The organism is Micromonospora sp. NPDC047465 (genome assembly GCF_040643125.1).
Taxonomy (GTDB): Bacteria; Actinomycetota; Actinomycetes; order Mycobacteriales; family Micromonosporaceae; genus Micromonospora.
On the sequence record NZ_JBEYTP010000023.1, the window covers coordinates 1 to 22,170 of the forward strand.

Genomic DNA, 22,170 nt, shown 5'->3' on the forward strand with positions numbered 1-22,170 from the left:
ATCCGCCGCTACATCATCTGGCGGAACAAGAACGCCACCGACAAGCGCCTACGTCAGGTAGTCAACAGGGCGAACGTTGCCTGACGCGGCACTAGTTGACGACATCGGCGCGCGGCCCGTCCCGGTAAGGAACGGGCCGCGCGGGACAGTAGGGTCAGTGCGCGGTTTGCCCGCCGTCGACGACGTAGATCCCGCCGGTCGCGAAGGACGCGAGCGGCGAGGCGAGGTAGAGCACCATGCCGGTCATCTCCTCGGGCTCGGCCGGCCGGCCAAGCTGGGAGCCGGCGACGACGACATCGCGCATCGCCGGGTCATCGAGCCAGCCCTTGGTCATCCCGGTGGCGACCAGGCCCGGCGCGAGCGCGTTCACGCGGACTCCTGCGGTGGCGTAGTCGATGGCCGCGGCCTTGGTCAGGCCGACAACGCCGTGCTTGGCGGCGACATACGGAGACATTCCCGGGTCGGCGATCACCCCGGCGATCGAGGCGGTGTTGATGATCGATCCACCGCCGTGCTCGGCCATGTAGGCGATCTCGTGCTTAAGGGCGAGGAAGACGCCCTTGAGGTCAACGTTGATGGTCCGATCCCAGTCCGCCTCGGTCTGCTCGAGCAGCGGACCCGTGGGAGGGAGCACTCCGGCGTTGTTGAAGGCGACGTCGAGTCCGCCGTACGTCGAGACCGCGGTCCGCACGAGGTTTTCGACCTCGTCGTTCTTCGTGACGTCGGTGCGGACGTACATCGCTGTGCCGCCGTCGGCGGTGACCAGGTCGACGGTCTCGGCAGCGCGCTCGTCCACGTCACCGATGACGACCTTGGCTCCCTGGCGGGCGAACGCGCGGGCAGTCGCCCGGCCGATGCCGGTCGCACCTCCGGTGATCAAGACGACCTTGTCGGTGAAGTCCAGCAACGGCGCAACCATGAGAGCTCTCCCTTCTGGGCGATCGGTCGATCACCCAGATAATTGAATGTTCAAGTATCTTGTGCAGCGCACCCGGCGCCGCCTTTATTCCCCGACAGCCGGCGTTTGATCCACCCAGCCGGGTGTCTGGCAAGCGTGCCGGCGAGCAAAGCAACGCGCGGCGAGCGGCTGGCGGCGAGTGGCGAGCGCACGTCTAGGAGTGCTTTCTTCTCCTCCGGCCCGTCGAGCACGATCTGCCGCTCGCCGTCTGTCAGTTCGCTCCAGGGCACATCGGTGCGCATGCCGAACTCTCGTGCGATGTCGGGCTGGACGTTGAACCCGAAACATCTGCCAAGGGACGGCGGCACCGTCGTCGATGGTCTTGGACGGGTCGGGGACGAATGCGGCGTCATCGACCGCGCGTACGACGCCGATCCCTTGGCAGCCGGGACAGGCGCCAGTGGAGTTGAAGGAAGGTCCTCCGCGCTCGGCGGGTGCACCCGCTCACCGCACACCGGGCAGTCGAACGCGACCTCTGCCGCGACGTCGATCGTCGGGGAGCCCGATGACCGTTGGGGCACACGTGCGAGGAGAGTCGTGGGAACATTCAGCCGCAGGACGCTCAGCAGTTCGGTGGAGGTGCCGAAGGTAGAGCGCACGCCTGGCACGCCGGGGAACGACTACTGACTCCAGCGCGACCGGCTCACACCCCAACGCCGGCTCTTCGGACAAGCCACTTCCCGGACCCGCCACCAACCAGCCTAGAACGTTGGTCGCCGCACCGTCTTGGCACAGAGGGGAGCCAAGACCGAGCGCTGTCTGGATCGACCATCTATGACGTTGTGTGACACGCGGTTAGGGGCATGAGCGTGCAGCTGATCAAGCGCCGTCGTTACCTTGCCCGAGCCATTGATGCACCGCCGCGAACGCTGCATCGGTCAGTCCCGCAAATGGGTCGACACGGTGCAGCAGCGCCTGTCCCGGGTGGTTCGCGGCTACCCATCGCCGGTCGGCGTCGGTTATCTCATCGTCAAGCCAGACGAAAGGGCGGCCGGCCGCCCACCGAGTGAGGAACACCGTCTTCCAGTGCAGACCATGCTCAGGTTCCTCACCGGAGTCCGGCCACTCCACCACTGGGAGCACCGGAAGGCCCAGTCGTGGCGAGATGATCTCGTTTGCCTCCGCCATCCATGTAGTGGCCCAGACCAACTGGCATCCCAGGGCCAGCAGGCGCCGTCCGTCATCGAGGTCAAGCCGATCCAGGAGAGGATTGCCCCAGCCGTCCGGTGCCTCGGCGTTTACCTCTACCCCGGTCGAAGGGCGGTCCCTTGTCGTCGACCGGCCCCTGAACGGGATGAGCACGCCATCTACGTCGAGAAAGATCAGCGGTGGTTGAGCGACGCTGGGAAGCACTCCCGAACCGTATCGCTGATCAGGGTGCCCTCCGGGAGCCGGTCTCTCCGCACACAGCAATCAGGAGCGTGCAGCCGTGGGGCGATTGCAGACGGTCATGGGACGGCCAAGCGCCGATGCTCAGTCGGCGGCAAGAGCGGATGTGGCTGTTCGCCGGAGGGAGGGCACGACTACGGTGCTGCTGTGATGGCGTGGGAGCTTTGGCGGCAGGACGACAACGGCAACCGGGTCCGGATGGGCACCTTCGCTGACCGGGTTGAGGCGCTGGCCAAGGTCCTGGCGCTGGAGTCTGGTGTGGTGCACAAGCAGACCTACTGGGTCGACGGGCCACCCGGGCCGGTCTGCCGCACAAACCGCGACCTGTACCGGCGCCTTGCCCGGGAAGGCGAAGGTATGAACGCGGCCGCGCGTAGTTTGGACGTGTTCCTGCGTTCGTGGTGGCGCGTTGCCCGGCCGCTGTCGGGTCGGGCCTCGCTGGACCTGGATTCGGTTGCCGCGATGGTCGTGGCGGCAGGCATGGTCGAGCCGGCGCCGCTGCAGGCATCCTGGCGTTCCGCCTCGTTTCGCTACACGGACGAGCCGACGTCGTATGCCGACTGGGAAGCCATCGTGCTGTCTCAGATCGCGGACCTGGCCGACTTCGCCGATCAGGGACCGCTGGACGAGTACGCCCGGTTAGGCATTGACGCCCCCCGGACGGCAGGATGCGTGCGAGCCACGGACATCCGCTGGTACAACTTTGATCCGCAGGCGTACCTGGAATGTGGGATGGCCGGAGCACTGGGCGGCTGGAGCGAAGACGACGGCCTACGGAAACCAGTTCCTGGCCCCGTCGTGCCGTTGGTGAACGAACCGGAGCCGGGCGAGCACACCATCGGCTTCCTCGGCTGGGCCGATCTCGCAGAACTGGCCCGGTGCGGGCAGGAGTACGAGTAGCACCGCGGCCGAACTCAGCCCGACAGACCGCTTGCAACGCTTGCGGCAACGCCACTGGAGCGACATCAAGCCGCACCTCGTGTAGCAGCCGCCCTCATCCCAACAGGCAGGCGCACACGCTCACCTCGGCCAATGCACCTCATCGGCACGGCCGAGAGCGGGCGGGCGACCGTGCCGGGGTCCTAACTCAATGACTTTTCGGCGACGCGATCGCCGGACGATCCGGGCCGGTGGCCGTCAAATACCGCAGAAATGTGGTCCGGTGACGGGCGCTAGCATCGGCTACCGTCACCGTTGCGGTGGGCTCAGCGGAAGGAGCGGCAATGGTGGACGTGTCGGTCGAAATACCACCGCCCCTCAGCAAGTGCATCACCTTTTGCGAGGTCGAGTGTGTCCGCGCGTGCTGCGGGATCGACGCCGTCTCCACCGATCCCGCCCTTATCGAAACGTGGTGCCGTCAGGTGGGGTCGGTCGCCGTGGTCAAGGCTCGGCTTCAACTGGCCGAGCTGATCGAGGTGGTCGAGGACCGCTCGCACCGCGTCACGTCGACATTCCTGAACCACCGCACGCACGATGACGCCGCGCGGCGTCAGTTGCTGGACTTCCTGGCCGCGTTCGAATCGGGACTGGCGGCCGGCGACGCGGCGTGAGCGGTCGCGTGCCCATCTCCGTCGCAACCTCCCTACACATACTGCTTGAGTAGATCCTTGCCTCCCGCCATCACTGTCTGCCGCCGACCCGCCCTCCGGGGAGCGGGCCGCCGCCCGGTCCGCTACGTCAAGCGGACCTTGACGCACGTACGGACGCTGCCGGAACAGACTGAGTCGGCTCTCGTGTCACGGACCGCGTCCCCGGCCCCGGCCGGGGTGCGGCTCGCGCCGTTCGCGGTGGTGGAGGTTCCGTTGACCGTGGGAGTCCGACAGCTCCCGGCCGAGCAGAGCGTCACCGTCACGATCGACGCCCCGCACGGCATGCTGCCGGACGGGCCACGACAGTTCGCCGCGAGCGCCACCACGACCTTCGATGCGGTGTGGCGCAACGTGGCGCTGGCATCCGAGGGCGCCACGGCCACCGCGTCGGGCTGGTGGCGGCAGTACGTGCCATCGCACGTGATCGACGGCAGCGTGGTCGGCGTCGGTAGTCGCTGGATCTTCGCCGCTGCGTCGCTGGCGTGCTCACGCCGGAGCCGGCGTGAGCACCACCTCACCTGGGCTCGGATGGTCGCAGTCCTCGACGGTCATCGGTGGGGGGCGGCATTGCTCTCGACTCGTATCTTGGCCGGGTGACGAATCGCTACCTTCTGCCCTCGCTGACTTTCACCCGCCATGCAGTCGGCCTGCTGGCCGGCCTCGCACTCGGCGTCGCGCTGCTGTCTGGTTGCAGTTCAGAGGGCGCCTCCACCGACTGCGAGCGGAACACTTGCACGGTCACCTTCGCCCGGGGCGCCGACACCAGCGCCAGCATCCTCGGCTTCGAGGCGAAGCTGATCGACATCCAGGGTGACCAGGTGACGGTGACGGTGGCTGGGGAGGAGTTCTCGCTCTCCCCCGGCCAACCGGCCACCGAGGCAGGGGGCTTTTCCGTGACCCTGGACAGTGTCACCGAGCAGCAGGTCGTCATCCGGGTCGTGCACGACATAACGGCTGACCGGCACGCTCCGGCGGCGGAGAGCGCCGCCTGACGCGATCCCTGAGCCTGCGCCGCTCGGAGCGTGGCGGCGCAGGCTCAGGGCCGACGAGCGGACGACGTCGCGTGCGCTGCCGGTGTTCCGGCTGCCGCGGAATACGCGGCTGCGGGTGACGCAGACTCACCCTTGGGCTCCCGGTCGACGTCCGCCTGCCGCACGACGAGCAGGTCCAGTTCGCCGCCGTAGGGTTCCGACTGCTCGCCGATGCGGCCCGCGTCAAGATTCTGTGGGCGTTGCTGCAGGGTGATTCATCGGTGGCGTGCCTGGCCGAGCTGGTCGGCGCGGCGCCGACCGCGGTGAGCCGTCGCCTCGCGAAACTGCGCCTCGCCAGTTGGTGCGCGGCCGGCGCGAGGGACCTTCGTCAGCTACTCCGCTGCCGACCTGCACGTGCAGCGACTGCTGGCTGAAGCGCTCTAGCGCCGACCGTCACAAGAGCCCTCTCCGGCCACCGGCCGGGGCACCATCCGCGCCCGACCCGGTTCAGGTCGTGCTGACGCCGTCGACCGTGCGGGGGACGCGGAGCGGGTTGGCCTCGCGCAGCTCCGGCGGAAGCAACGGGTCCGGGACGTTCTGGTAGCAGACCGGGCGCAGCCAGCGCTCGATCGAGGTGCTTCCCACCGAGGTCGAGCCGCTCGTGGAGGCGGGGTACGGTCCGCCGTGGTGCATGGCGGGGGCGACCGTCACCCCAGTGGGCCAGCCGTCCACCACGACCCGTCCCGCGATCTCGCTCAACCCGGCGACCAGGTCCGCCGCCGCGTCGTCCCGCTCGTCGGCGGCCAGGTGCACTGTCGCCGTGAGGTTGCCCGGCAAGGCGTTGAGCACCGTGTCCCGTTCGGCTGTCGAGCCGTAGCGGACCAGCACGGTGACCGGTCCGAAGCACTCCTCGAGCAACTCCCGGTACGTCCCTCCGTCGAGCCGCGACGCCGCGACGGTCAGTACGCCCGGCCGTACGGCCAGCGGCACTGCGTCATCGCCGGCCTCGCCCGCTCCGAGCGGTTCCGCCACTCCTGGTAGCGCCGCGCGGGCGCGTACCCCGGCGAGGAACGCCTCCCGCATGCGCGGGTCGAGCAGTGGCCCGGACGGGACCGTCGCCGCGACGACCGCCTGGACGACGGCGTCACCCGCTGGTCCCTCGGGCAGCAGGACGAGACCCGGCTTGACGCAGAACTGGCCCATGCCCTGCGTGTACGAGGCCGCCAGCCCCGATCCGATCTCCTCTGCCCTGGTTTCGGCTGCGCGTTCGGTCACCACCACCGGGTTGAGGCTGCCCAGCTCGCCGTGGAACGGGATCGGCCGCGGCCGGGAGGTTGCGATGTCGAACAAGGCGCGGCCGCCGCGCACCGAGCCGGTGAACCCCACGGCCGCGGTGAGGGGATGGCGTACGAGTTCCGGGCCGGCGTCGAAACCGTGGACCAGGCGGAGGACGTCCTCGGGTAGGCCGACCTCGGCCGCCGCCGACCGGAGAATCCGGGCGCAGAGGACGGAGGTGGCGGGATGGTCCGGGTGTGCCTTGACCACCACCGGGCACCCTGCGGCCAGAGCGCTCGCGGTGTCGCCGCCTGGCACGCTGAACGCCAGGGGGAAGTTGCTCGCCGCGAAGACGCCGACCACGCCCAGCGGCACCTTGTAGCGACGCAGGTCGGGGCGAGGTGCGGGCTGCGCCGACGGGTCGGCGTGGTCGATGATCACGCCCAGGTAGGCGCCGGCCGAGACCACGTCCGCGAACACGCGCAGCTGGTAGCACGTGCGGGCGAGTTCGCCGCTGAGCCGCACCTGGCCGAGCGCCGACTCCGCGTCGGCGGTCGCGATGATCTCCTCGCCGTTCGTCTCCAGGAGCGCGGCGGCTGCGCGAAGCAGGTCCGTACGCGCGGCGCGGTCTTGCAGTGCCGCACCGGCGGCTGCGGCCGTGCGCACCGCCTGGTCCACATCGTGCGCTGTCGACTCGGCCGCCACGCGCTCGCGCGGTCTGCCGGTACGCGGGTCGACGCTCAACACGTCATTCACCGTATCGTCCTCTTTCTTCCTTCTCGGCGGGCGTCGTGTCCTCGGCCAGGGCAGCGAGCTCTCCCAGGGGCACCGGCACAGCGAGGCTGCGGGTGGCCAGCGGGCGCAGGTCGTCGGTCGTGGTGTCACGCCCGGTGAGCCAGGCCGCGATCTCTGCGGTGGCGAGGCCGCACACCCGTCCCTGACACCAGCCCATCCCAGGCCGGGCCAGCATCTTCAGCGTGCGGGCATCCTCGGCGCCGAGGTGGTCGTGTGCCCGGCGCAGGTCGCGGTATGAGACCTCCTCGCAGCGGCAGACCAGTGTCGTCTCCGACAGCCACTCGGGCCATGCGCGTGGCAGCGGATAGGTGCGGTGCATGGCGGCGGCGAACCCGCGGCCCCGCCGGACGGCCCGTCGCAGCCGCCTCATCAGCGCCCGGTCGGTCGGGCGGCCGTGCGCGTCGGCGAGGGCGAGTGCGGCCAGCCGCCCCTCGTGGACGGCCAGCGCCGCGCCGCCCACACCGGTTGCCTCACCAGCGACGTACAGTCCTTCGACGCTGCTGCGCTGACGGTCGTCGACGGCCACGACGAGCGATCCGTCGGTGTCCTTCGCCGTTTCGGCATCGAGCATGAGCGGCAGTTCGAGCGAGGGGGTGAAGCCCCAACCGAGTGCGACGAGGTCGGCGGCGATCTCCTCGTCCGGCCCGGTCGGGCGGCCGTCGCGGTCCACCCGGGCGACCCGGACCGCCTCCGCCCGGTCCTTTCCGAGTACCTCACGGATCACGGTCCTCGTCCGGTACGGGATGCGGTGTCGGGCCATCAGCGTCGCGTACTGCAGTGCCTCGACGCCCTTGGCTGGCGCGGACATGGCGCCGAGCGGATCGCGTAGCCAGCCCAGCGTCGCGTTGGCCTCGATGACGGCTGCGACGGTCACTCCGGCACGCGCGAGGCCGGTGGCCACGGGGAGCAGGAACGGGCCGGTGCCGGCGATGACCGCCCGCCGCCCCGCCGCCGTGCGATGTCCCTTGAGCAGGGCCTGCGCTCCCCCCACGGTCATCACGCCGGGCAGGTCCCAGCCGGGCACGGGTAGTTGCCGGTCGTATCCTCCCGGGCACAGGATCAGCGTTCGCGCGACGAGCGTGAGGTCCGCGCCGTCCAGCGGGGTGACGGTGGACGTGGCGGCTGTCATCCGGAGCGTGAAGGTCCCGCCAGCGTCGCGGGTGATGAGAAAGACCTGGTGGCCGGGGAGGTAGCGGACCTGGCCAGTTGTGCGGAGGGCGTTCAGGCGGTCCCGCAGCCGGGCGAAGACCGGCCAGCCGTGATGGCCGACGCGGTCGTCGGGACGGGGGTGGGCCTCGTCGTAGTGCCGCCAATACTGCCCGCCGGGTTGCGCGGCGGTGTCGATGAGGGTGACCTCGAGGCCAGCCTCGGCGGCTTCGACGGCGGCGGCGAGGCCGGCTGGTCCCGCGCCGACCACGGCGACGTCATGCACGTGCGGCATCGCTGTCCCCCCGGTCGCCGGCGTCTGGTGTGTCCGGCCCGGCGTCGTCGCCGAGGCGCATGCCGTCGGCGGCGGTGACGAGACAGGCGCGCTGGTCGGGAACGCCGTCGACGGTGATGAGACAGTCGAAGCAGATGCCGATGCCGCAGAACAGTCCTCGCGGCGTGCCGCCCCTGCGGGTGGTGCGCCAGCTCGTGATTCCGGCGGAGATCAGCGCGGCGGCGACGCTCTGGCCCGGCTCGGCCGGCACGACGGCCCCGCGGAATGTCATCTGGTGTGTCATCGAAACGCCTCCTCGTCCTGCGCGAAGCGGTCCGGTGCGAACGGCGTGAGATTCAGGTCGGTCCGCTCCCCCACGAGCGCTTGGGCGATCAACTTGCCGGTGCCGACGGACAGACCGATGCCTGCGCCCTCGTGGCCGCAGGCGTGCCAGAGGCCGGGTGCGCGGGTGTCCGGACCGATGACGGGTAGATGGTCTGGGCAGTAGGGACGGAAGCCGAGGTAGGTGCGCATCACCTGGATCTGCCGGAGCATCGGGAACAACGCGATGGCCTTGGCCGCGAGCGAGCCGACAGCGGTAACGGACATGGTCCGGTCGAGTCCGACGCGCTCACGTGACGCGCCGATGAGGATCGTGCCGCCGACGGTTCCCTCGACCACGGGCGAGGTTTGCAGTGCCGCGTCGGAGCTGCCCACGTCGGCGACATACTCGGCGGCGTACACCTTGTGACGGATCGTCCGGGGCGGCATCGGCTGGGTGACCAGGACGAAGCCCCGTCGGGGTAGCACGGGGACACGCACTCCGGCGAGGCCGGCGATGTCGCCGGCCCACGTGCCGGCGGCGTTGAGCACCGCGCTGGCCGGGATGTCTCCTGTCGAGGTGCGTACGCCCGTCACCCGCGGGCCGTCGCGGAGGAACCCCGTCACCTCGGTGTGCGTACGCACGCGCGTGCCGCGCTCGCGGGCCTGCCTTAGCAGGTGGGCTGCCACCAGCATCGGCTGGACCTGAGCATCCTGTGGGTAGTAGGCGCCACCGGCGAGCCGTGGCGACAGATGCGGCTCGTAGTCGCGCAGCTCGGCTTGCGGGACGTCGCGAACCTCGACGCCGCAGCGGCGCTGATGGACGGTGAGGTCGCGCAGTGCGGCGTGGCTCTGCTCGGATGCCGCTACGACCAGCCCGCCCTTGGCTTCGAACTCCCACAGGTCGCCGTGCTCGGCGAGGTCTTCGCGCCAGACCCGCTGCGAGTACAGTGCCAGGTCCAGCTCGGGGCCGGCCTGTTTGTCGGACACCAGCACGTTGCCCTCGCCGGCGCTGGAGGTGCCGCCGGCGATCGCACCGCGCTCGACGACGACCACCCGCAGGCCCGCCAGTGCCGCGAAGTACGCGCTGGCAGCGCCCACCACGCCTGCCCCGACGACCACCAGGTCCGCGCTCACGCCGTCGCTTCCCCACCGTGGATGGCGGCGTGGGGCTCGACCGTGCTGTGCCCGAGGGTTCGCTCGCGGCGCTCGGTCATGCCGCCCCGCTTCGCCTCATGGGGCGTCCTTGGCGCTGTCTGCCCACAGACCGCGAACGTGGCCGATGTGGCGGTGCATCAGCAGTTCGGCCCCGGACGGGTCGCGGGCTTCGATGAGGTCCAGGAGCTCGTGGTGCTCCGCCGCCGAGCGGACCAGTCTGCCGCTCTCCAACAGGGGGGTCAGACCGAGCAGCCGGGTCCGCGAGCGCAGGTCGGACACGACGTCCATCAGGAACCGGTTGCGGCTGTAGCCGAGCAGGGTGAGGTGGAAGACGTGGTCGGCCTCGATGTAGCCGACCAGGTCGCCGCGCTCCGCTGCGTCGACGATGGCCTGTGCGAGTGCCCTCAGCTCGGGGAAGTCCGCCTTCGGGATCACCGTCACGACATTGCGCACGGTCGGCGGCTCGATGAGCAGCCGCACGGCGGCCAGGTTGTCGAGGTCCTCCTCGGACACCTCGGTGATGCGGAAGCCCTTGTTCGGGTGAGGTACGGCCAGGCCGCTCTTCACCAGGTCGAGCATGGCCTCCCGCACGGGTGTGGGTGATACGCCGAGCTGCGCGCCGAGCGCTGGAGCCGAGTACACCACGCCGGGTTCCAGCTTGCCGGAGATGATCGCCGCACGCAGGGCCTCCCTGATCCGGTCGCGGAGGTTCTCTCTGCGACCGATGTCGGGAAGGTCCGGGACGGGCACGGGGCTCACAGCAGGAATCCTGCGGGGAACGGGTCGGTGGGGTCGAGGTGGAGCTGTGCCGTCGCGGTGACCCATGCCCTGCCCGTGATCGACGGCAGGACGGCAGGGAGCGACCCGACGGTGGTCTCGCCGAGCAGCCGCCCGGTGAAGCGGGTGCCGATGAACGACTCGTTGACGAAGTCCTCGCCGATGCCCAGCTCGCCGCGCGCCCACAACTGCGCCATCCGGGCGCTCGTGCCGGTGCCGCATGGGGACCGGTCGAACCAGCCGGGGTGGATGGCCATGGCGTGTCGCGACAGTTTGGCGGTGGAGCCGGGGGCCTTCAGGTAGACGTGGTGGCAGCCGCTGATGTCGTCACGTTCGGGGTGTACCGGCCGGTCCTGCTCGTTCACCGCATCCATGATCGCCAGGCCTGCGGCGAGCAGGTCGCCGGCGCGGGCGCGGTCGAAGGGCAGCCCGAGGTCCGCCAGATCGACGATCGCGTAGAAGTTTCCGCCGAAGGCCATGTCGTAGTCGACCGCGCCGACGCCCGGTACCTCGATCTTCCGGTCGATCGCGTACGCGAAAGACGGGACGTTCTGGATGGTGACCGACTCGGCCGCGCCGTCGCGCACTGTCACGGAGGCGACGACCAGGCCGGCGGGAGTGTCGAGCCTGATCGTGGTCACCGGCTCGACGAGGGGCACCATCCCGGTCTCGACGAGGACCGTCGCGACGCCGATCGTGCCGTGGCCGCACATCGGCAGCAGTCCGGAGACCTCGATGAAGAGCACGCCGTAGTCGGCGTCGGGACGGGTCGGTGGTTGCAGGATCGCGCCGCTCATCGCGGCATGGCCGCGTGGTTCGTACATCAGCAACGTGCGGACGTCATCGCTGTTCTCCATGAACCACAGCCTGCGCTCGGCCATGGTTGCTCCGGGGATGGTGCCCACGCCGCCGACGACGACCCGGGTGGGCATGCCCTCGGTGTGCGAGTCGACGACGTGGAACGTGCGGCGGGATCTCATCTGTAGCCCTTGGCGAGCACCGCTTCGGTGTCGGCGATGATCCTGGCGGCCAGTTCGGACGGCAGCGGCAGGCGTGGCGGACGGCAGGCGCCGCCCTTGCGGCCGGCGACGTCCATCGACAGTTTGATCGACTGGACGAACTCGGTCTTGGAGTCCCAGCGCAGCAGCGCGTGCAGGTCCCGGTAGATCGGCAGGGCCTTGGCGATGTCGGCGGGGTCGCCTGAGGTGACCAGCCGGTAGAGCTCCACGGTGCTCTCCGGGATCGCGTTCGGGTAGCCGGCGATCCAGCCGACGGCTCCGGCGATACCCAGTTCGAGCAGCACGTCGTCGGCGCCGACCAGAATGTCCAGGCCAGGGGCCAGTTCGCTGATCTCGTACGCTCTGCGCACGTCGCCGGTGAACTCCTTCACGCCGACGATCAAGCCCTCCTGGAACAGTTCGGCAAGCAGCGCAGGCGCCAGGTCGACCTTGGTGTCGATGGGGTTGTTGTAGGCGACGACAGGCAGTCCGGCGCGCGCGACCTCGCGGTAGTGCTCGACCACTGCCTGGCGGTCGGCGCGGTAGGCGTTGGGCGGCAGCAGCAGGACGGAGGTGGCTCCGGCCTCGGCGGCCTGCTCGGCCCAGCGGCGGGCCTCGAGCGCGCCGTAGGCGGCGACGCCGGGCATGACGCCGAATCCGGCGGGGGCGGCCTGTACGGCGGTCTCGACCACGCGCTCCCGCTCCTGCGGGGTCAGCGTCTGGTACTCGCCGAGGGAGCCGTTGGGCGTCACGCCGTCACAGCCTCCAGCGGCGAGGAACCCGACGTGCTCGGCGAACGCGTCGTAGTCGATGGAGAGGTCGTCGTGGAGGGGCAGCGCCGTCGCGACGTGCACGCCGCGCCAGGGCTTTGCGGGGGTGGTCACTGCTGGCTCCTCATCGGTCGCACGAAAGTACACAGTGCAATTTCACATCATCACTGCATGGCCATCCACTTCTCCAGGCCGTCGGCCTCCAGCGGCAGCGCGCTGGACAACACCTCCGAACCGTCGGGCGTGACCAGCAGGTCGTCCTCGATACGCACACCGATCCCGCGCAGCTCCGGAGGCACGGTCAGGTCGTGCGGGTGGAAGTACAGTCCGGGCTCGACCGTCAGCACCATGCCGGGCGCCATAGCCGCACCCTGATAGGCGTCCTCCGCAGCTCGGCCGCAGTCGTGCACGTCCAGCCCCAGGTGATGGCCAACTCCGCACACCAGATAGCGCCGGTGGTGTTGCCCGGTGTCGGACAGCGCCTCGTCCACGGAGACCGGCAACAGTCCCCAGTCCGCCAGGCCCCGCGCGATCACCTCCATCGCCGCGTGGTGGAACTCGGTGAACCGGCGGCCCGGGCCCACCGCCGCCAACCCGGCTCTGTGGGCCTGTTCCACCAGGTCGTGTACCTGCCGCTGCGCCGGCGAGAACTGCCCGGAGGCGGGAAACGTCCGGGTGACATCGGCGGTGTAGTAGCTGTTGACCTCGACCCCCATGTCGAGCAGGAGCACCTCGTCCGGCAGCACCGGGCCGTCGCAGCGCACCCAGTGCAGTGTGGGCGCGTGCCGGCCGCTACCGACGATGGTGGTGTAGCCGGGGCCGTTGCCGTACGCCCGGGCGTACCGGTCGAAGGTGCCCTGCAGCCACCGCTCCCCGGGCCCCGCGATCGCGGTGGGGATCTCGCGGACGACCGCGGCGAAGCCCTCGACGGTGCGGTCCACCGCCTCCCGGAGCTGCCCGATCTCCCACTCGTCCTTGTACATGCGCAACTCGGCGAGGGTCCGCGCGACCTCCTCGTCCCGGGTCACGTCCTCGGTGAGTTCTGCGCGCGGCCGAACCTCGACGTTCAGCGCCCGCGCCCAGTCGGCCAGCCCCGGCGCCGCGCCCACCCACAACTCGCCGTAGCGGGCGTCGGCGAAGAACCCGGGGTCACCGGGCTGGGCCGGCGACGGCAGGTAGAGAGTGGCGTCGCCGCCGCGCAGCACCACGACGGCGTTCTCGACCGAGCAGCCGGTCGTCCAGACGAAGTCACTGTCCGGACGGAAGTCGTAGCTCGTGTCGTTGCTGCGTACGGGCGCCTCCCCCGCCGCCAGCACGACGGTGCGGCCTGGGAGGGCCTCGGCCAGGCGGGCCCGGTGTGCGGCGGCCGCCTCGGCGGCGCCGGGCACGACCGACGGGGTGCGGTCGGGCACGTCCCAGCCGGTGGCCATGTACTCCGTGAACGCCGCGACGTCGGACAGCTTCGGCGGCTTGCCATCACGCAACGGAAATTCCCTCCTGCCGTGGAGCGGACAGGTTCCTGTCGGCTCCATCGATGTCTCTGACTCCTGCGCCCATTTCGCGGAGCATCTCGGTCAGCCGGGCGAAGACCCGGTCGTCCTCGCGGATGCCGTCGTGTTCGTACTCGTTGGTGATCCAGGTCCGGACGTTGCCCACCCGGGACGCCGTGTCCATCTGCAGACCCGCGTCCACGTACATGTCGTCGTGGTAGACGGCGGCCACCACCGGGATCTCGTTGGCGGCCAGCCGGTCGAGGTCATAGAGCGGCGGCCACTCGTCCCGGACCGCCAGCGCTTCCACGGCGTCGCGGAACGGACGCAGCTCGGCGATCTCCTGGAACATCCAGGGGTAGATCATCTCGCCGGTGAACAGCAGCGGCCTGGCTTCCTCGGCGAACTGCGGATGCCTCTCCCGCTCCGCCTGGGCCGCCCAGCCGGTGGCAGCGGTGCCATGTCCGTAGATGCTCTCGTGCAGGGCCGCGAACAGCGGGTTGTCACTGTACGCCGTCCTGGCCAGCACCTGGTGCAGGAACGTCGCGGACAGCTCGTCCCCAGAGAACGCCTCATCGAGCAGCCAGTGCATGCGCTCGTATCCGGGCTTCATGCCGAGGTCGATGCCGAGCGACTGCAACCGTCGGACCGTGAGCACATCGCCGTCGGGCAGCAACACGTCGCCTTCGGCCAGCCGGTCGGCGATCCGACCCACCTGCGCGACCTGGTGCGGGTACCGCCGGTAGAACTCCCTGTTCTTCGCCTCCACTCGCGGGTAGGTACGCCTGTAGACCTCCGCCGCCGACGGGTCGAGACCGGGCAGGCCACCGGTGACGTAGCAATCGCTCAGGCCCTCCGGAGCCTTCGACAGGTACGTCAGCGTGATGAAGCCGCCGTACGACTGTCCGAGGGTGGACCAGCGCCCGCCGCCGAAGACGGACTTTCGCAGGTGCTCGTGGTCGGCCACGATCGAGTCAGCCCGGAAGCACGCGAGGAAGCGGGCAGCCTCCTCCGCCGTCGCGAAGGCGCTCATCCGGCGGCCATCGACGCGGGTGCTGCGGCCAGTGCCACGCTGGTCGACCAGGACCACGCGGTAGTCGCGCAGTGCCAGGCCAAGCCAGCCGAACCGGGTGAGCGGACGGGGGCCCTTCCCGCCGGGTCCGCCCTGCAGGTAGACCAGGCACGGCAGGTCCTCCCCGGCCCGCATGGGATCGACGATCTCACGGGCGAAGACCTGGATGCTGCCGCGCGTCGGGTCAGACCAATCCAGCGGCACCTCGCTGACGTGGTCCCGGATGCGCATGCCAGGGATCGTGTAGGTCGCGGTGACGGTCATCGGCACCCTCCTTTCGCCGCTGCGGCCGGCTGAACCTCTGTCGCCCCTGCGGCACCGAACACGATCACCACCTGCTGCGGGCACGCACGCCTCAATCAGTAAGGTGTGCCATTGCACTGATCGTAGGTGGAGATCCAGCATCTGCCAAGCGTGCTCGCGGCGCCGACCAGCGAGGGAGGGCCAGGCAGCGGCCGCTCCCCGGGTGGCGGGGCAACGGCAGGTAGTGAGGATGGCGAACTACCCCTGGGCATGCGGCCACTACAGCGGCTCGCTCCGCCGGGCAGGGATGTGGAGGCTCGCGGGCCGCCGCACCAGGACGGTCAGGGTGATCGTTGGTGGCCACCCGTGAACCGTCTTGCCGCGACGTGCGGATAACAGGTGATGCTTCCCTGCTCCGCGAGAGGCCTTGCGTGAAAGAACCCAGACCAACGTTGGACGCCGACGTCGGCGCGGTGACGGACGCAGCGATCATCGAGCGCTCCGTGCAGGACCCGGCGACCTTCTCGACGATCTTCGACCGACACGCGCCGCACATCCACCGTTACCTGGCACGGCGCCTCGGTGTGCCGGCTGCGGACGACCTGGTCGCGGAGACGTTCCTCGCGGCGCTCCGCCGCCGGGACCGCTTCGACACCACCTGTCCGAACGCCCGGCCGTGGCTGTACGGCATCGCCACCAAGATCGTTGGCCAGCACCGGCGAAGTGAGGAGCGCGAATACCGGCTGCGGCAGGGTACGTCCCCGCGACGAGCGAGGCATCGCACGCCAACCTGGTCGCCACCACGGTGACGGGGCTGCCGGCAGCCGAGCGGTTGGAGCTGGCCCGCAGCAAGCTGGAGGCCGCCATGGCGGCGACGGCCGCTGAGCCGTTGCCCGCGGTGTCCACCCTGCACCCGACGCCTTCCCGCTCGAGGCGACCGGCCTGGCGGCTAGTGCTCAGCGGGGTGGCGGCGGCCGGTCTAGCGGGGGCGATCACCTCCGTACTGGTGCTCGTACCGGACCAGCCCGGTGGCAGCACGCCACCCGCACGGGCCGATGCCACCCAGATTCTGCAGAACGCGGCGGCCGCCGCGCTGCGGGTGCGGGATGTCGATCCCCGGCCGGACCAGTTCGTCTACACACGCCTGCAGCAGGGGCGTGATCTGCGGGAGAGCTGGACGTCGGTGGACGGAACGCGGGACGGTCTGGTTATCGAGACCTCTGCCGCTGGCCGCACGGAGGTAGTCGTTCCCGGCTGCCGAAATGGGCGGGCGGTGGTGCTGAAGGGGGGCCGGGTGGTTCCGGGCGAGACCGAGCGGTGCACCCCAGCACCCGCCTACCGCGCCGGCCTGCCCACCGACGCCGCCGCGATGCGGGCCTTCCTGGCCGAGGATGCCAAGGGGGAACCGGGCGACGCCAATGCCGTCGGCAAGGAGATCCTCCACTACCTCACCGACAGCTACCTACACCCCCGGACCCTGGCCGCGCTCTACGAGGCCGCGGCGACGATGCCGGACCTGCAAGCCGTGAAGCCCGTCAAGGGCACCGCGGGCCGACCGGGCATCGGGATCACCTGGCCATCGACGCACGGCTCGGGCGAAATCGTGCTCGTCTTCCACCCCGATACCTACACCTTCCCCGGAGTGGGCGGGCCGGCAGGCGGATCGGCGGTGTTGGCCCTCGCCATCGTTGACCGAGTCGGCCAGAGGACCTGACATCCGTTCCAGCGGCCAGCCGCCTCCCAGACATGAACTGTCCAGCCACTGGATGCGGACAACGGAAGATGCTCTTCTGCGAAAGGCCTACCATGCGACTCCTGCGACGGCGGACGAAGAATGCCGGCGACAGTGTATTGACAGACGCCGACATCATCGCTTGGTCCGAGGAGGATCCCGAAATCTTCTCTACGATCATCGACCGGCACGCACGGCGCATCCATCGCCACCTAGCGCGACGCTTCGGTGTGCCGGCCGCAGACGAACTTGTCGCTGAGACATTCGTCGCGGCGTTTCGTCTTCGGAATCAGTTCGACATCACCCAGTCCGACGCTCGACCCTGGCTTTACGGGCTCGCCACCGATCTGGCCAACCAGCACCGGGCGGCAAGGCAGACCTCCCGCCGTTCGACAAGGTGACCTACCGCAAGCGCAACATGGTCGGACGCTGCATTAACCGGCTCAAACAGTGGCGGAGGCTGGCCACCCCGATACGCCAAACGCGCATCCCTCTACCGAGCCAGCCGCGTCCTCATCGCCGCCATCATCTGGCTTCTATGATCGACAGAAACCTAGTTGCTGCGTTTGCTGGCATCGAGGGCAGCCTGCTCCACTCGCTGGCGGTAGTCCAGCCACCATGACTCGTCGGCGGGGGCAGGTTGTCGTTCCTGGGCAGCAGCCCGGCCGCGCCATCGATGAGTTCGCGCACGATGTCAGCGTGGCCGGCGTGCCGTTGTGTTTCCGCGATGACGTGGACTAGGACGCGGTGCAACGTGACCGCTGCATCGCCCCACCACGGCACGCGGCCTACCTCATCCAGCGCAAGGGCTGCAATGGTGGTGTCGGCGTGGGCGATCGCGCGACGGTACAGTGCGACGATCTCCTCGCGGGTCTCATCCGCGGTCGCCCACATGTCGGCATTGGTCTCCGTTCCGTCGCCGACGTACGGCAGCTCCTGCTCGAACGGTCGGCCGAACACCACGCCGAAGTAGAGAATTCTCCCGTGGCCGCACGACGGGGCACGGGAGGACATCCTCAATTCGGCACACTCCGACGCCAGCGACTGGCGCCGACGTCACTTGGGTGACGAGCGCTTCGCGGTACCAGAAAGTTCACCACTGCCTGCTTCCGACCCTGTCAGCTCGGGGCCTGCGGTGTCTGCGTCCGGAGGCCCCGAGCCGACGGCTCACTCGGTGTGGAGCACCTCGGCGATCGTGAGCCGGGCCGCGCCGCGGGCCGGGACCAGTGCACCGAGGAGCGCGATCACGACGCCAGCGAGGGCCATGAGCGCGAGCGTCGGCGCCTGCCACACCTCCAGCACCGAGTGTGGGATGGCGATCCGGGCCGCGTCGGCGGCGGCCGGCACGATGTACCTGTGCGCGACGATCCCCAGGGGGACGCCGAGCACACCGCCGGCCGCGCCGACGACGGCCATCGACGTCAGCACCATCGTGACGACCTGGCGTGGCGTCATCCCGATCGACTTGAGCATGCCGAGGTCGCGGCGGCGTTCTCGGACGTTGAGCACGACCGTGTTGAAGACGCCGAGGGCCGCGACGGTGGACAGCAGTAGCGAGAGCACCGACGAGAAGCCGATCACGGTCACCGCGAAGTCGCTGAGCTGGGAGGTGTCCCACGCGTCGATCCCCGGGTCGGCCGCTTTGACCGCGGCGACGTACGCCGCGACGTTGCCACCGGTTTTGAGCTGGACCTGGTAGTACACCTCGTGTGGTTTGACGGCGCGGTCCGGTGCGAGTTCGGTGAGGACGCGCCAGTCCACGAACATGCCGGGCGGTCCGGGCGCGCCGTCCATCGTCTCGCCGATCACGGTCAGCACCGTCCGCCGTCCGCCGAGTTCCAGGGTGAGCTTGTCTCCGACGTTCAGTCCACGCTCACGCATGAGTTCCGACGGCACGACTGTCTCGTGCGCCCGCGTCATCCAGCGTCCGGCGGTGAGCTCGTTTTGGTAGCCCATCGACGAGTAGTCACCGCGGACGAAGTTGACGGTCAGCGGCTGGGTCTGCCCGATGGTGGGGACCGGCAGTCTGAGGACAGGGGTGACCCGGGCGACGTCCGGCAGCCCGCGCAGCAGCTGCTCGACCTGGGCGTCGGTCCGAGTGGTGGTGGCCTGCGGCCCTGTGGGCGGCAGCTGACCTTCGGGGGCGATTCGCGTCCGGCCGTCTGACGGCCGGACCCCGATCTGTCCCGAGGCCTGGTGTTCGATCGTGGAGATCCGGGTCAACGTGTCGGCCAGTCCGGTCGCGAACGTCACGGTGGTCACGCCGAGCAGGACGGCCACGACGGTGAAGGCGGTCCGGGCCGGTCGCGTGAACGGCAGGCCCAGCCCGAGGGTGACCGGACGCGACAGCCGGAGACCGGCGAGCCAGCGCTGGGTCCGCGTCCCATGCCCGGTCCGTGGGGAGCTGCCGGCGCTGATCGCTTCGGCGGCCGACAGTCGGTGTGCCCGGACGGCGGGCACGAACGCCGCCAGGGCGACGATTGCCGGCACGCCGCCCAGCCCGGCGGCCCAGATCCAGACGCCGACGTTGATGCCGACGTCGAGTCCGAGGCCCTGGAACCCGTCGCTCAGCAGCGGCTGGGCGGCGAGGGTGCCGACGACGGTGCCGAGGACACAGCCGATGAGGGCGGGTACCGACACCATGACGAGGTAGACGGCGACAACCTGGCGTGGTGTGAATCCGAGCGCCTTGAGGATCCCGATGTGCCGGAAGCTGGAGACGACCGCGCCGCTGACCACGTTGCCCACGATGACGACCGCGACGATCAGTCCGAGCATGCCGAACGTGGCGAGGAACGGCACGTACACGCCGATGTCCGAGGCGACCTTCTCCTTGACGACGAGATACGGCTGCGCGGCGATCAGCGCGCCTGGTGGCAGGTTGGCCGTGACGGCGGCCAGGTCGGCGTGGACAGCGGGCTTCGTCGACACGTCACCGGTGAACCGGTAGAGCATCTGGGCCGACGTGGGGTGCAGCGCGGTCATCTGTTCCGGTGACACCCAGGCGTCAGCGGTCTGGCTGAGACTGTGAGCCCGGCCGACGACGGTGTACCGCTTGCCGCCGAGGGTCACCTCTCCGCGGTCCGGCGGGAATCCCCTCGAGTCGGCGCCGGGATCGGGCTGGTTGAGGACGATCTCGCCGGGGGCTGTGGGCCAGCGCCCCTGCCAGAGGTTGAGACGGTCCACCGTGCCGCCCGGGTCGGCGCGCCCCACGACGGTCAGCGGACCCCGTGGGCCCGGCCCGCCGCCGTCGGTAAGGTCGAGCGTTACCTGCCCGAACGGTCCCGCTGCAGCCGCCACGCCGGTTCGCTGGCCGGTGAGCTGCGCGTCGTTGACCTTGGCGAGGTCGTACACGGCGATCGCGTGTGGCCCCTGCTGCCTGGCGAAGGCGCGGTCGAACGGCGCCGAGGACGCCTCGAGCAGCGCCAGCGCCACAACGATCGTCGTGGTGGAGAGCAGGACGACCAGGCCGATGACGAACGTCTGCACCCGGCGTCGCCGGACTGCGGCCCGCGAGGCCCGCCACACGGCGCTCATGCGCGTTCCAGACTGCGTTCGCGGGTGATCCGCCCGTCGGCCAGTTCGACCACACGGCTGGCACACCGCGTCGCGAGCCGCTCGTCGTGGGTGACGATGAGCAGGGTCTGTCCGATCTGGTTGAGGTCCAGCAGCAGGTCCATCACCTGCTCGCCGGAGCGGCTGTCCAGGGCGCCGGTCGGCTCGTCAGCGAGCAGCAGCGCCGGGCGGTTCATCAGGGCCCGGGCCACCGCGACGCGCTGGCGCTCGCCGCCACTGAGAGCCGCCGGATACGCGTTACGCCGGTCGGCGATGCCGAGTTCGTCGAGCAGTTCCATGGCCCGTTTGCGTGCCGGGCCCGCCTTGGTGCCGGTCAGCTGGGCGGCGAGCGTCACGTTGTCGATCGTCGATAGGTCGTCGAGCAGGTTGAAGAACTGGAAGATCATGCCGATCCGGTGCCGCCGGAACAGCGCCAGCTTCGTTTCGTTCAGCCGGCCCAGCTCCTCGTCGTGGACGCGCACCGACCCGGATGTCGGCCGGTCCAACCCGGCGATCATGTTCAGCATGGTGGACTTGCCGCAGCCCGACGGGCCCATCACCGCCACCGCCTCACCGGTGCGGATCTCGAGCGACACGCCGTCGAGGGCGGTCGTGTCGCCGTACTCTTTGCGGACTTTGTCCAGCCGTACGACGCAGGTGTCAGTGGTCATGGCAGCACGCTATGGCCGCGGGTAGCGCCCGGCCGTCGGTCCCGGGATGTAAACCGTCGGGGCTGTCATCCCAGGGATGTACCCGGCTGGACACCGGGGATGATGTGGCGCCGATCCGCGTTTGCGAAGATTCTTGGGTGGGATTGGGGGCGGTGTGGCTGGTCGGCGCGCTCGTCGCAGCCTGCGCGACCGCGGTATGGCTCGGTGTCGCACTCGTCCGGGCCCGGCGCGAGCACCGTCGGGCGCTGGAGGAGCGGGGCTGGCTCCTTGAACGGGAGCGGGAGAGCGCGGCCCGGACCGCGGTCGACGCCGAACGTGCCCGCATCGCCCGGGAGCTGCACGACATCGTCAGCCACAACGTGAGCCTCATGATCGTGCAGGCCGCCGCCGCACGCGAGGTGCTCGCGACCATGCCCGTGGAGGCCGCAGCGGCGCTGTCGGCAGTGGAAGGCGCCGGAAGGACCACGATGACCGAGCTGCGGCATCTGCTCGGCCTGTTGGCACCCCCGGCGGACGGCGACGATGGCACGGACGGAGCCGATTTGGCACCGCAGCCCAGCCTGAGCAGGCTCAGCCCACTGATCGACCGAATCGCGTTCGCCGGCCTGCCGGCAGAGGTGCGCATCTCCGGTGAGCCCCGGCCACTGCCGTCCGGGATCGACGTCACCGCGTACCGCATCGTCCAGGAGGCATTGACGAACGCGCTGAAGCACGGCGCCGGAGGCAAGGCGGAGGTGACGATCCGCTACGCCGAGCACTCGCTGCGGGTGGAGGTGCTCACCACGGGCCCCAGCGTGCTGACGGGCGACCAGCCTGCCCCGCGCGCCGGAGACGGCGCCGGGCGAGGATTGCTGGGGCTGCGACAGCGCGTCGCGGTCTACGGTGGCGATCTCGACGCCCGCCGGCGGCTCGGCGGCGGATACCGGGTCCGCGCCCGCATCCCGGTGGAGCACCCGTGAAGGCCCAGCCCGCCCCTGCCAGGCTGC

Annotated in this window: 24 protein-coding genes and 1 pseudogene; 10 read left to right on the forward strand and 15 right to left on the reverse strand. The window is 69.9% G+C overall.

From position 1 onward, the window contains the following. Positions 1-154: 154 nt before the first annotated feature. The 3 genes from ABZ793_RS20735 to ABZ793_RS20745 form a co-directional block, all read right to left on the reverse strand. Positions 155-907, reverse strand: a complete 753-nt coding sequence (locus ABZ793_RS20735) for an SDR family oxidoreductase (protein ID WP_357459604.1) — start codon at positions 905-907, stop codon at positions 155-157. Positions 908-969: 62 nt separating this feature from the next. Then, positions 970-1,557 (reverse strand): hypothetical protein, encoded by a 588-nt coding sequence (locus tag ABZ793_RS20740; RefSeq protein ID WP_357459608.1) that lies wholly within the window; start codon positions 1,555-1,557, stop codon positions 970-972. A 220-nt stretch (positions 1,558-1,777) separates the two neighbouring features. Continuing rightward, a complete protein-coding gene (locus ABZ793_RS20745) occupies positions 1,778-2,311 on the reverse strand; it encodes an HAD domain-containing protein (protein WP_357459611.1) in 534 nt (177 codons plus the stop codon). Between the two features lie 183 nt (positions 2,312-2,494). On the opposite strand from ABZ793_RS20745, the gene ABZ793_RS20750 reads away from it, so the two are divergent. The 5 genes from ABZ793_RS20750 (at position 2,495) to ABZ793_RS20770 (ending at position 5,341) form a co-directional block, all read left to right on the forward strand. Beyond that, positions 2,495-3,247 (forward strand): hypothetical protein, encoded by a 753-nt coding sequence (locus ABZ793_RS20750; protein ID WP_357459614.1) that lies wholly within the window; start codon positions 2,495-2,497, stop codon positions 3,245-3,247. Positions 3,248-3,570: 323 nt separating this feature from the next. After that, the gene (locus tag ABZ793_RS20755) at positions 3,571-3,897 is read left to right on the forward strand and encodes a DUF6331 family protein (protein WP_357459616.1); all 327 of its coding nucleotides are present in this window, start codon (positions 3,571-3,573) and stop codon (positions 3,895-3,897) included. Between the two features lie 183 nt (positions 3,898-4,080). Further along, entirely contained in the window at positions 4,081-4,533 is a 453-nt protein-coding gene (locus tag ABZ793_RS20760) for a hypothetical protein (protein ID WP_357459619.1), read from the forward strand. Beyond that, the gene (locus tag ABZ793_RS20765; protein WP_357459622.1) at positions 4,530-4,928 is read left to right on the forward strand and encodes a hypothetical protein; all 399 of its coding nucleotides are present in this window, start codon (positions 4,530-4,532) and stop codon (positions 4,926-4,928) included. The genes ABZ793_RS20760 and ABZ793_RS20765 overlap by 4 nt, the downstream gene beginning before the upstream one ends. Before the next feature lie 260 nt (positions 4,929-5,188). Next, positions 5,189-5,341 (forward strand): hypothetical protein, encoded by a 153-nt coding sequence (locus ABZ793_RS20770; RefSeq protein ID WP_357459625.1) that lies wholly within the window; start codon positions 5,189-5,191, stop codon positions 5,339-5,341. A 73-nt stretch (positions 5,342-5,414) separates the two neighbouring features. On the opposite strand, the gene ABZ793_RS20775 is transcribed toward ABZ793_RS20770, so the two are convergent. The 9 genes from ABZ793_RS20775 to ABZ793_RS20815 all read right to left on the reverse strand — a co-directional run bounded on the left by ABZ793_RS20775 (position 5,415) and on the right by ABZ793_RS20815 (position 15,247). After that, complete coding sequence (locus ABZ793_RS20775) at positions 5,415-6,938, reverse strand: aldehyde dehydrogenase family protein (RefSeq protein WP_357459628.1); 1,524 nt, start codon at positions 6,936-6,938, stop codon at positions 5,415-5,417. After that, a complete protein-coding gene (locus tag ABZ793_RS20780; protein WP_357459630.1) occupies positions 6,931-8,418 on the reverse strand; it encodes an NAD(P)/FAD-dependent oxidoreductase in 1,488 nt (495 codons plus the stop codon). The genes ABZ793_RS20775 and ABZ793_RS20780 overlap by 8 nt, the downstream gene beginning before the upstream one ends. Continuing rightward, entirely contained in the window at positions 8,402-8,701 is a 300-nt protein-coding gene (locus ABZ793_RS20785; protein ID WP_357459633.1) for a (2Fe-2S)-binding protein, read from the reverse strand. Before ABZ793_RS20785 ends, ABZ793_RS20780 begins: the two co-directional genes overlap by 17 nt. After that, positions 8,698-9,855 carry an FAD-binding oxidoreductase gene (locus ABZ793_RS20790; protein WP_357459636.1) on the reverse strand — a complete coding sequence of 386 codons (1,158 nt, stop codon included), beginning with the start codon at positions 9,853-9,855 and terminating at the stop codon, positions 8,698-8,700. Before ABZ793_RS20790 ends, ABZ793_RS20785 begins: the two co-directional genes overlap by 4 nt. 96 nt (positions 9,856-9,951) lie before the next feature. After that, positions 9,952-10,635, reverse strand: a complete 684-nt coding sequence (locus ABZ793_RS20795; protein ID WP_357459638.1) for a GntR family transcriptional regulator — start codon at positions 10,633-10,635, stop codon at positions 9,952-9,954. Continuing rightward, positions 10,632-11,633, reverse strand: coding sequence for a proline racemase family protein (locus ABZ793_RS20800; protein ID WP_357459640.1), 1,002 nt, complete (start codon positions 11,631-11,633; stop codon positions 10,632-10,634). The genes ABZ793_RS20795 and ABZ793_RS20800 overlap by 4 nt, the downstream gene beginning before the upstream one ends. Continuing rightward, the gene (locus tag ABZ793_RS20805; RefSeq protein WP_357459643.1) at positions 11,630-12,535 is read right to left on the reverse strand and encodes a dihydrodipicolinate synthase family protein; all 906 of its coding nucleotides are present in this window, start codon (positions 12,533-12,535) and stop codon (positions 11,630-11,632) included. Before ABZ793_RS20805 ends, ABZ793_RS20800 begins: the two co-directional genes overlap by 4 nt. Positions 12,536-12,585: 50 nt before the next feature. Next, complete coding sequence (locus tag ABZ793_RS20810; RefSeq protein ID WP_357459646.1) at positions 12,586-13,905, reverse strand: aminopeptidase P family protein; 1,320 nt, start codon at positions 13,903-13,905, stop codon at positions 12,586-12,588. Continuing rightward, entirely contained in the window at positions 13,898-15,247 is a 1,350-nt protein-coding gene (locus ABZ793_RS20815; protein WP_357459649.1) for an alpha/beta fold hydrolase, read from the reverse strand. Before ABZ793_RS20815 ends, ABZ793_RS20810 begins: the two co-directional genes overlap by 8 nt. Positions 15,248-15,678: 431 nt before the next feature. Between ABZ793_RS20815 and ABZ793_RS20820 the strand changes: the two genes are divergently transcribed. From ABZ793_RS20820 to ABZ793_RS20835, 4 genes and pseudogenes are all read left to right on the forward strand, one after another. Beyond that, positions 15,679-16,035, forward strand: coding sequence for a sigma factor (locus ABZ793_RS20820; RefSeq protein ID WP_357459652.1), 357 nt, complete (start codon positions 15,679-15,681; stop codon positions 16,033-16,035). Beyond that, complete coding sequence (locus ABZ793_RS20825; protein ID WP_357459655.1) at positions 16,032-16,940, forward strand: CU044_5270 family protein; 909 nt, start codon at positions 16,032-16,034, stop codon at positions 16,938-16,940. Before ABZ793_RS20820 ends, ABZ793_RS20825 begins: the two co-directional genes overlap by 4 nt. 92 nt (positions 16,941-17,032) lie before the next feature. Further along, complete coding sequence (locus ABZ793_RS20830) at positions 17,033-17,359, forward strand: sigma factor (RefSeq protein WP_357459657.1); 327 nt, start codon at positions 17,033-17,035, stop codon at positions 17,357-17,359. After that, a pseudogene (locus ABZ793_RS20835) lies at positions 17,341-17,500 on the forward strand (IS5/IS1182 family transposase); the annotation flags it as partial. The gene ABZ793_RS20830 and the pseudogene ABZ793_RS20835, both read left to right, overlap by 19 nt. On the opposite strand, the gene ABZ793_RS20840 reads toward ABZ793_RS20835, so the two are convergent. The 3 genes from ABZ793_RS20840 to ABZ793_RS20850 form a co-directional block, all read right to left on the reverse strand. Further along, the gene (locus ABZ793_RS20840; protein ID WP_357459660.1) at positions 17,484-17,972 is read right to left on the reverse strand and encodes a DinB family protein; all 489 of its coding nucleotides are present in this window, start codon (positions 17,970-17,972) and stop codon (positions 17,484-17,486) included. The pseudogene ABZ793_RS20835 and the gene ABZ793_RS20840 overlap by 17 nt on opposite strands. A gap of 153 nt (positions 17,973-18,125) precedes the next feature. Beyond that, entirely contained in the window at positions 18,126-20,495 is a 2,370-nt protein-coding gene (locus ABZ793_RS20845; protein ID WP_357459663.1) for an ABC transporter permease, read from the reverse strand. Next, complete coding sequence (locus ABZ793_RS20850; RefSeq protein WP_357459666.1) at positions 20,492-21,184, reverse strand: ABC transporter ATP-binding protein; 693 nt, start codon at positions 21,182-21,184, stop codon at positions 20,492-20,494. Before ABZ793_RS20850 ends, ABZ793_RS20845 begins: the two co-directional genes overlap by 4 nt. Positions 21,185-21,336: 152 nt before the next feature. Between ABZ793_RS20850 and ABZ793_RS20855 the strand changes: the two genes are divergently transcribed. Then, positions 21,337-22,143 (forward strand): histidine kinase, encoded by an 807-nt coding sequence (locus ABZ793_RS20855; protein ID WP_357459668.1) that lies wholly within the window; start codon positions 21,337-21,339, stop codon positions 22,141-22,143. Positions 22,144-22,170: the final 27 nt, after the last annotated feature.

Bases quoted from the DNA above. Each gene is read 5' to 3' on its own strand.
- ABZ793_RS20800 (WP_357459640.1), bottom strand. From the start codon at position 11,633: ATGAGATCCCGCCGCACGTTCCACGTCGTCGACTCGCACACCGAGGGC.
- ABZ793_RS20785 (WP_357459633.1), bottom strand. From the start codon at position 8,701: ATGACACACCAGATGACATTCCGCGGGGCCGTCGTGCCGGCCGAGCCG.
- ABZ793_RS20850 (WP_357459666.1), bottom strand. From the start codon at position 21,184: ATGACCACTGACACCTGCGTCGTACGGCTGGACAAAGTCCGCAAAGAG.
- ABZ793_RS20845 (WP_357459663.1), bottom strand. From the start codon at position 20,495: ATGAGCGCCGTGTGGCGGGCCTCGCGGGCCGCAGTCCGGCGACGCCGG.
- ABZ793_RS20780 (WP_357459630.1), bottom strand. From the start codon at position 8,418: ATGCCGCACGTGCATGACGTCGCCGTGGTCGGCGCGGGACCAGCCGGC.
- ABZ793_RS20830 (WP_357459657.1), top strand. From the start codon at position 17,033: ATGCGACTCCTGCGACGGCGGACGAAGAATGCCGGCGACAGTGTATTG.
- ABZ793_RS20755 (WP_357459616.1), top strand. From the start codon at position 3,571: ATGGTGGACGTGTCGGTCGAAATACCACCGCCCCTCAGCAAGTGCATC.
- ABZ793_RS20815 (WP_357459649.1), bottom strand. From the start codon at position 15,247: ATGACCGTCACCGCGACCTACACGATCCCTGGCATGCGCATCCGGGAC.
- ABZ793_RS20840 (WP_357459660.1), bottom strand. From the start codon at position 17,972: ATGTCCTCCCGTGCCCCGTCGTGCGGCCACGGGAGAATTCTCTACTTC.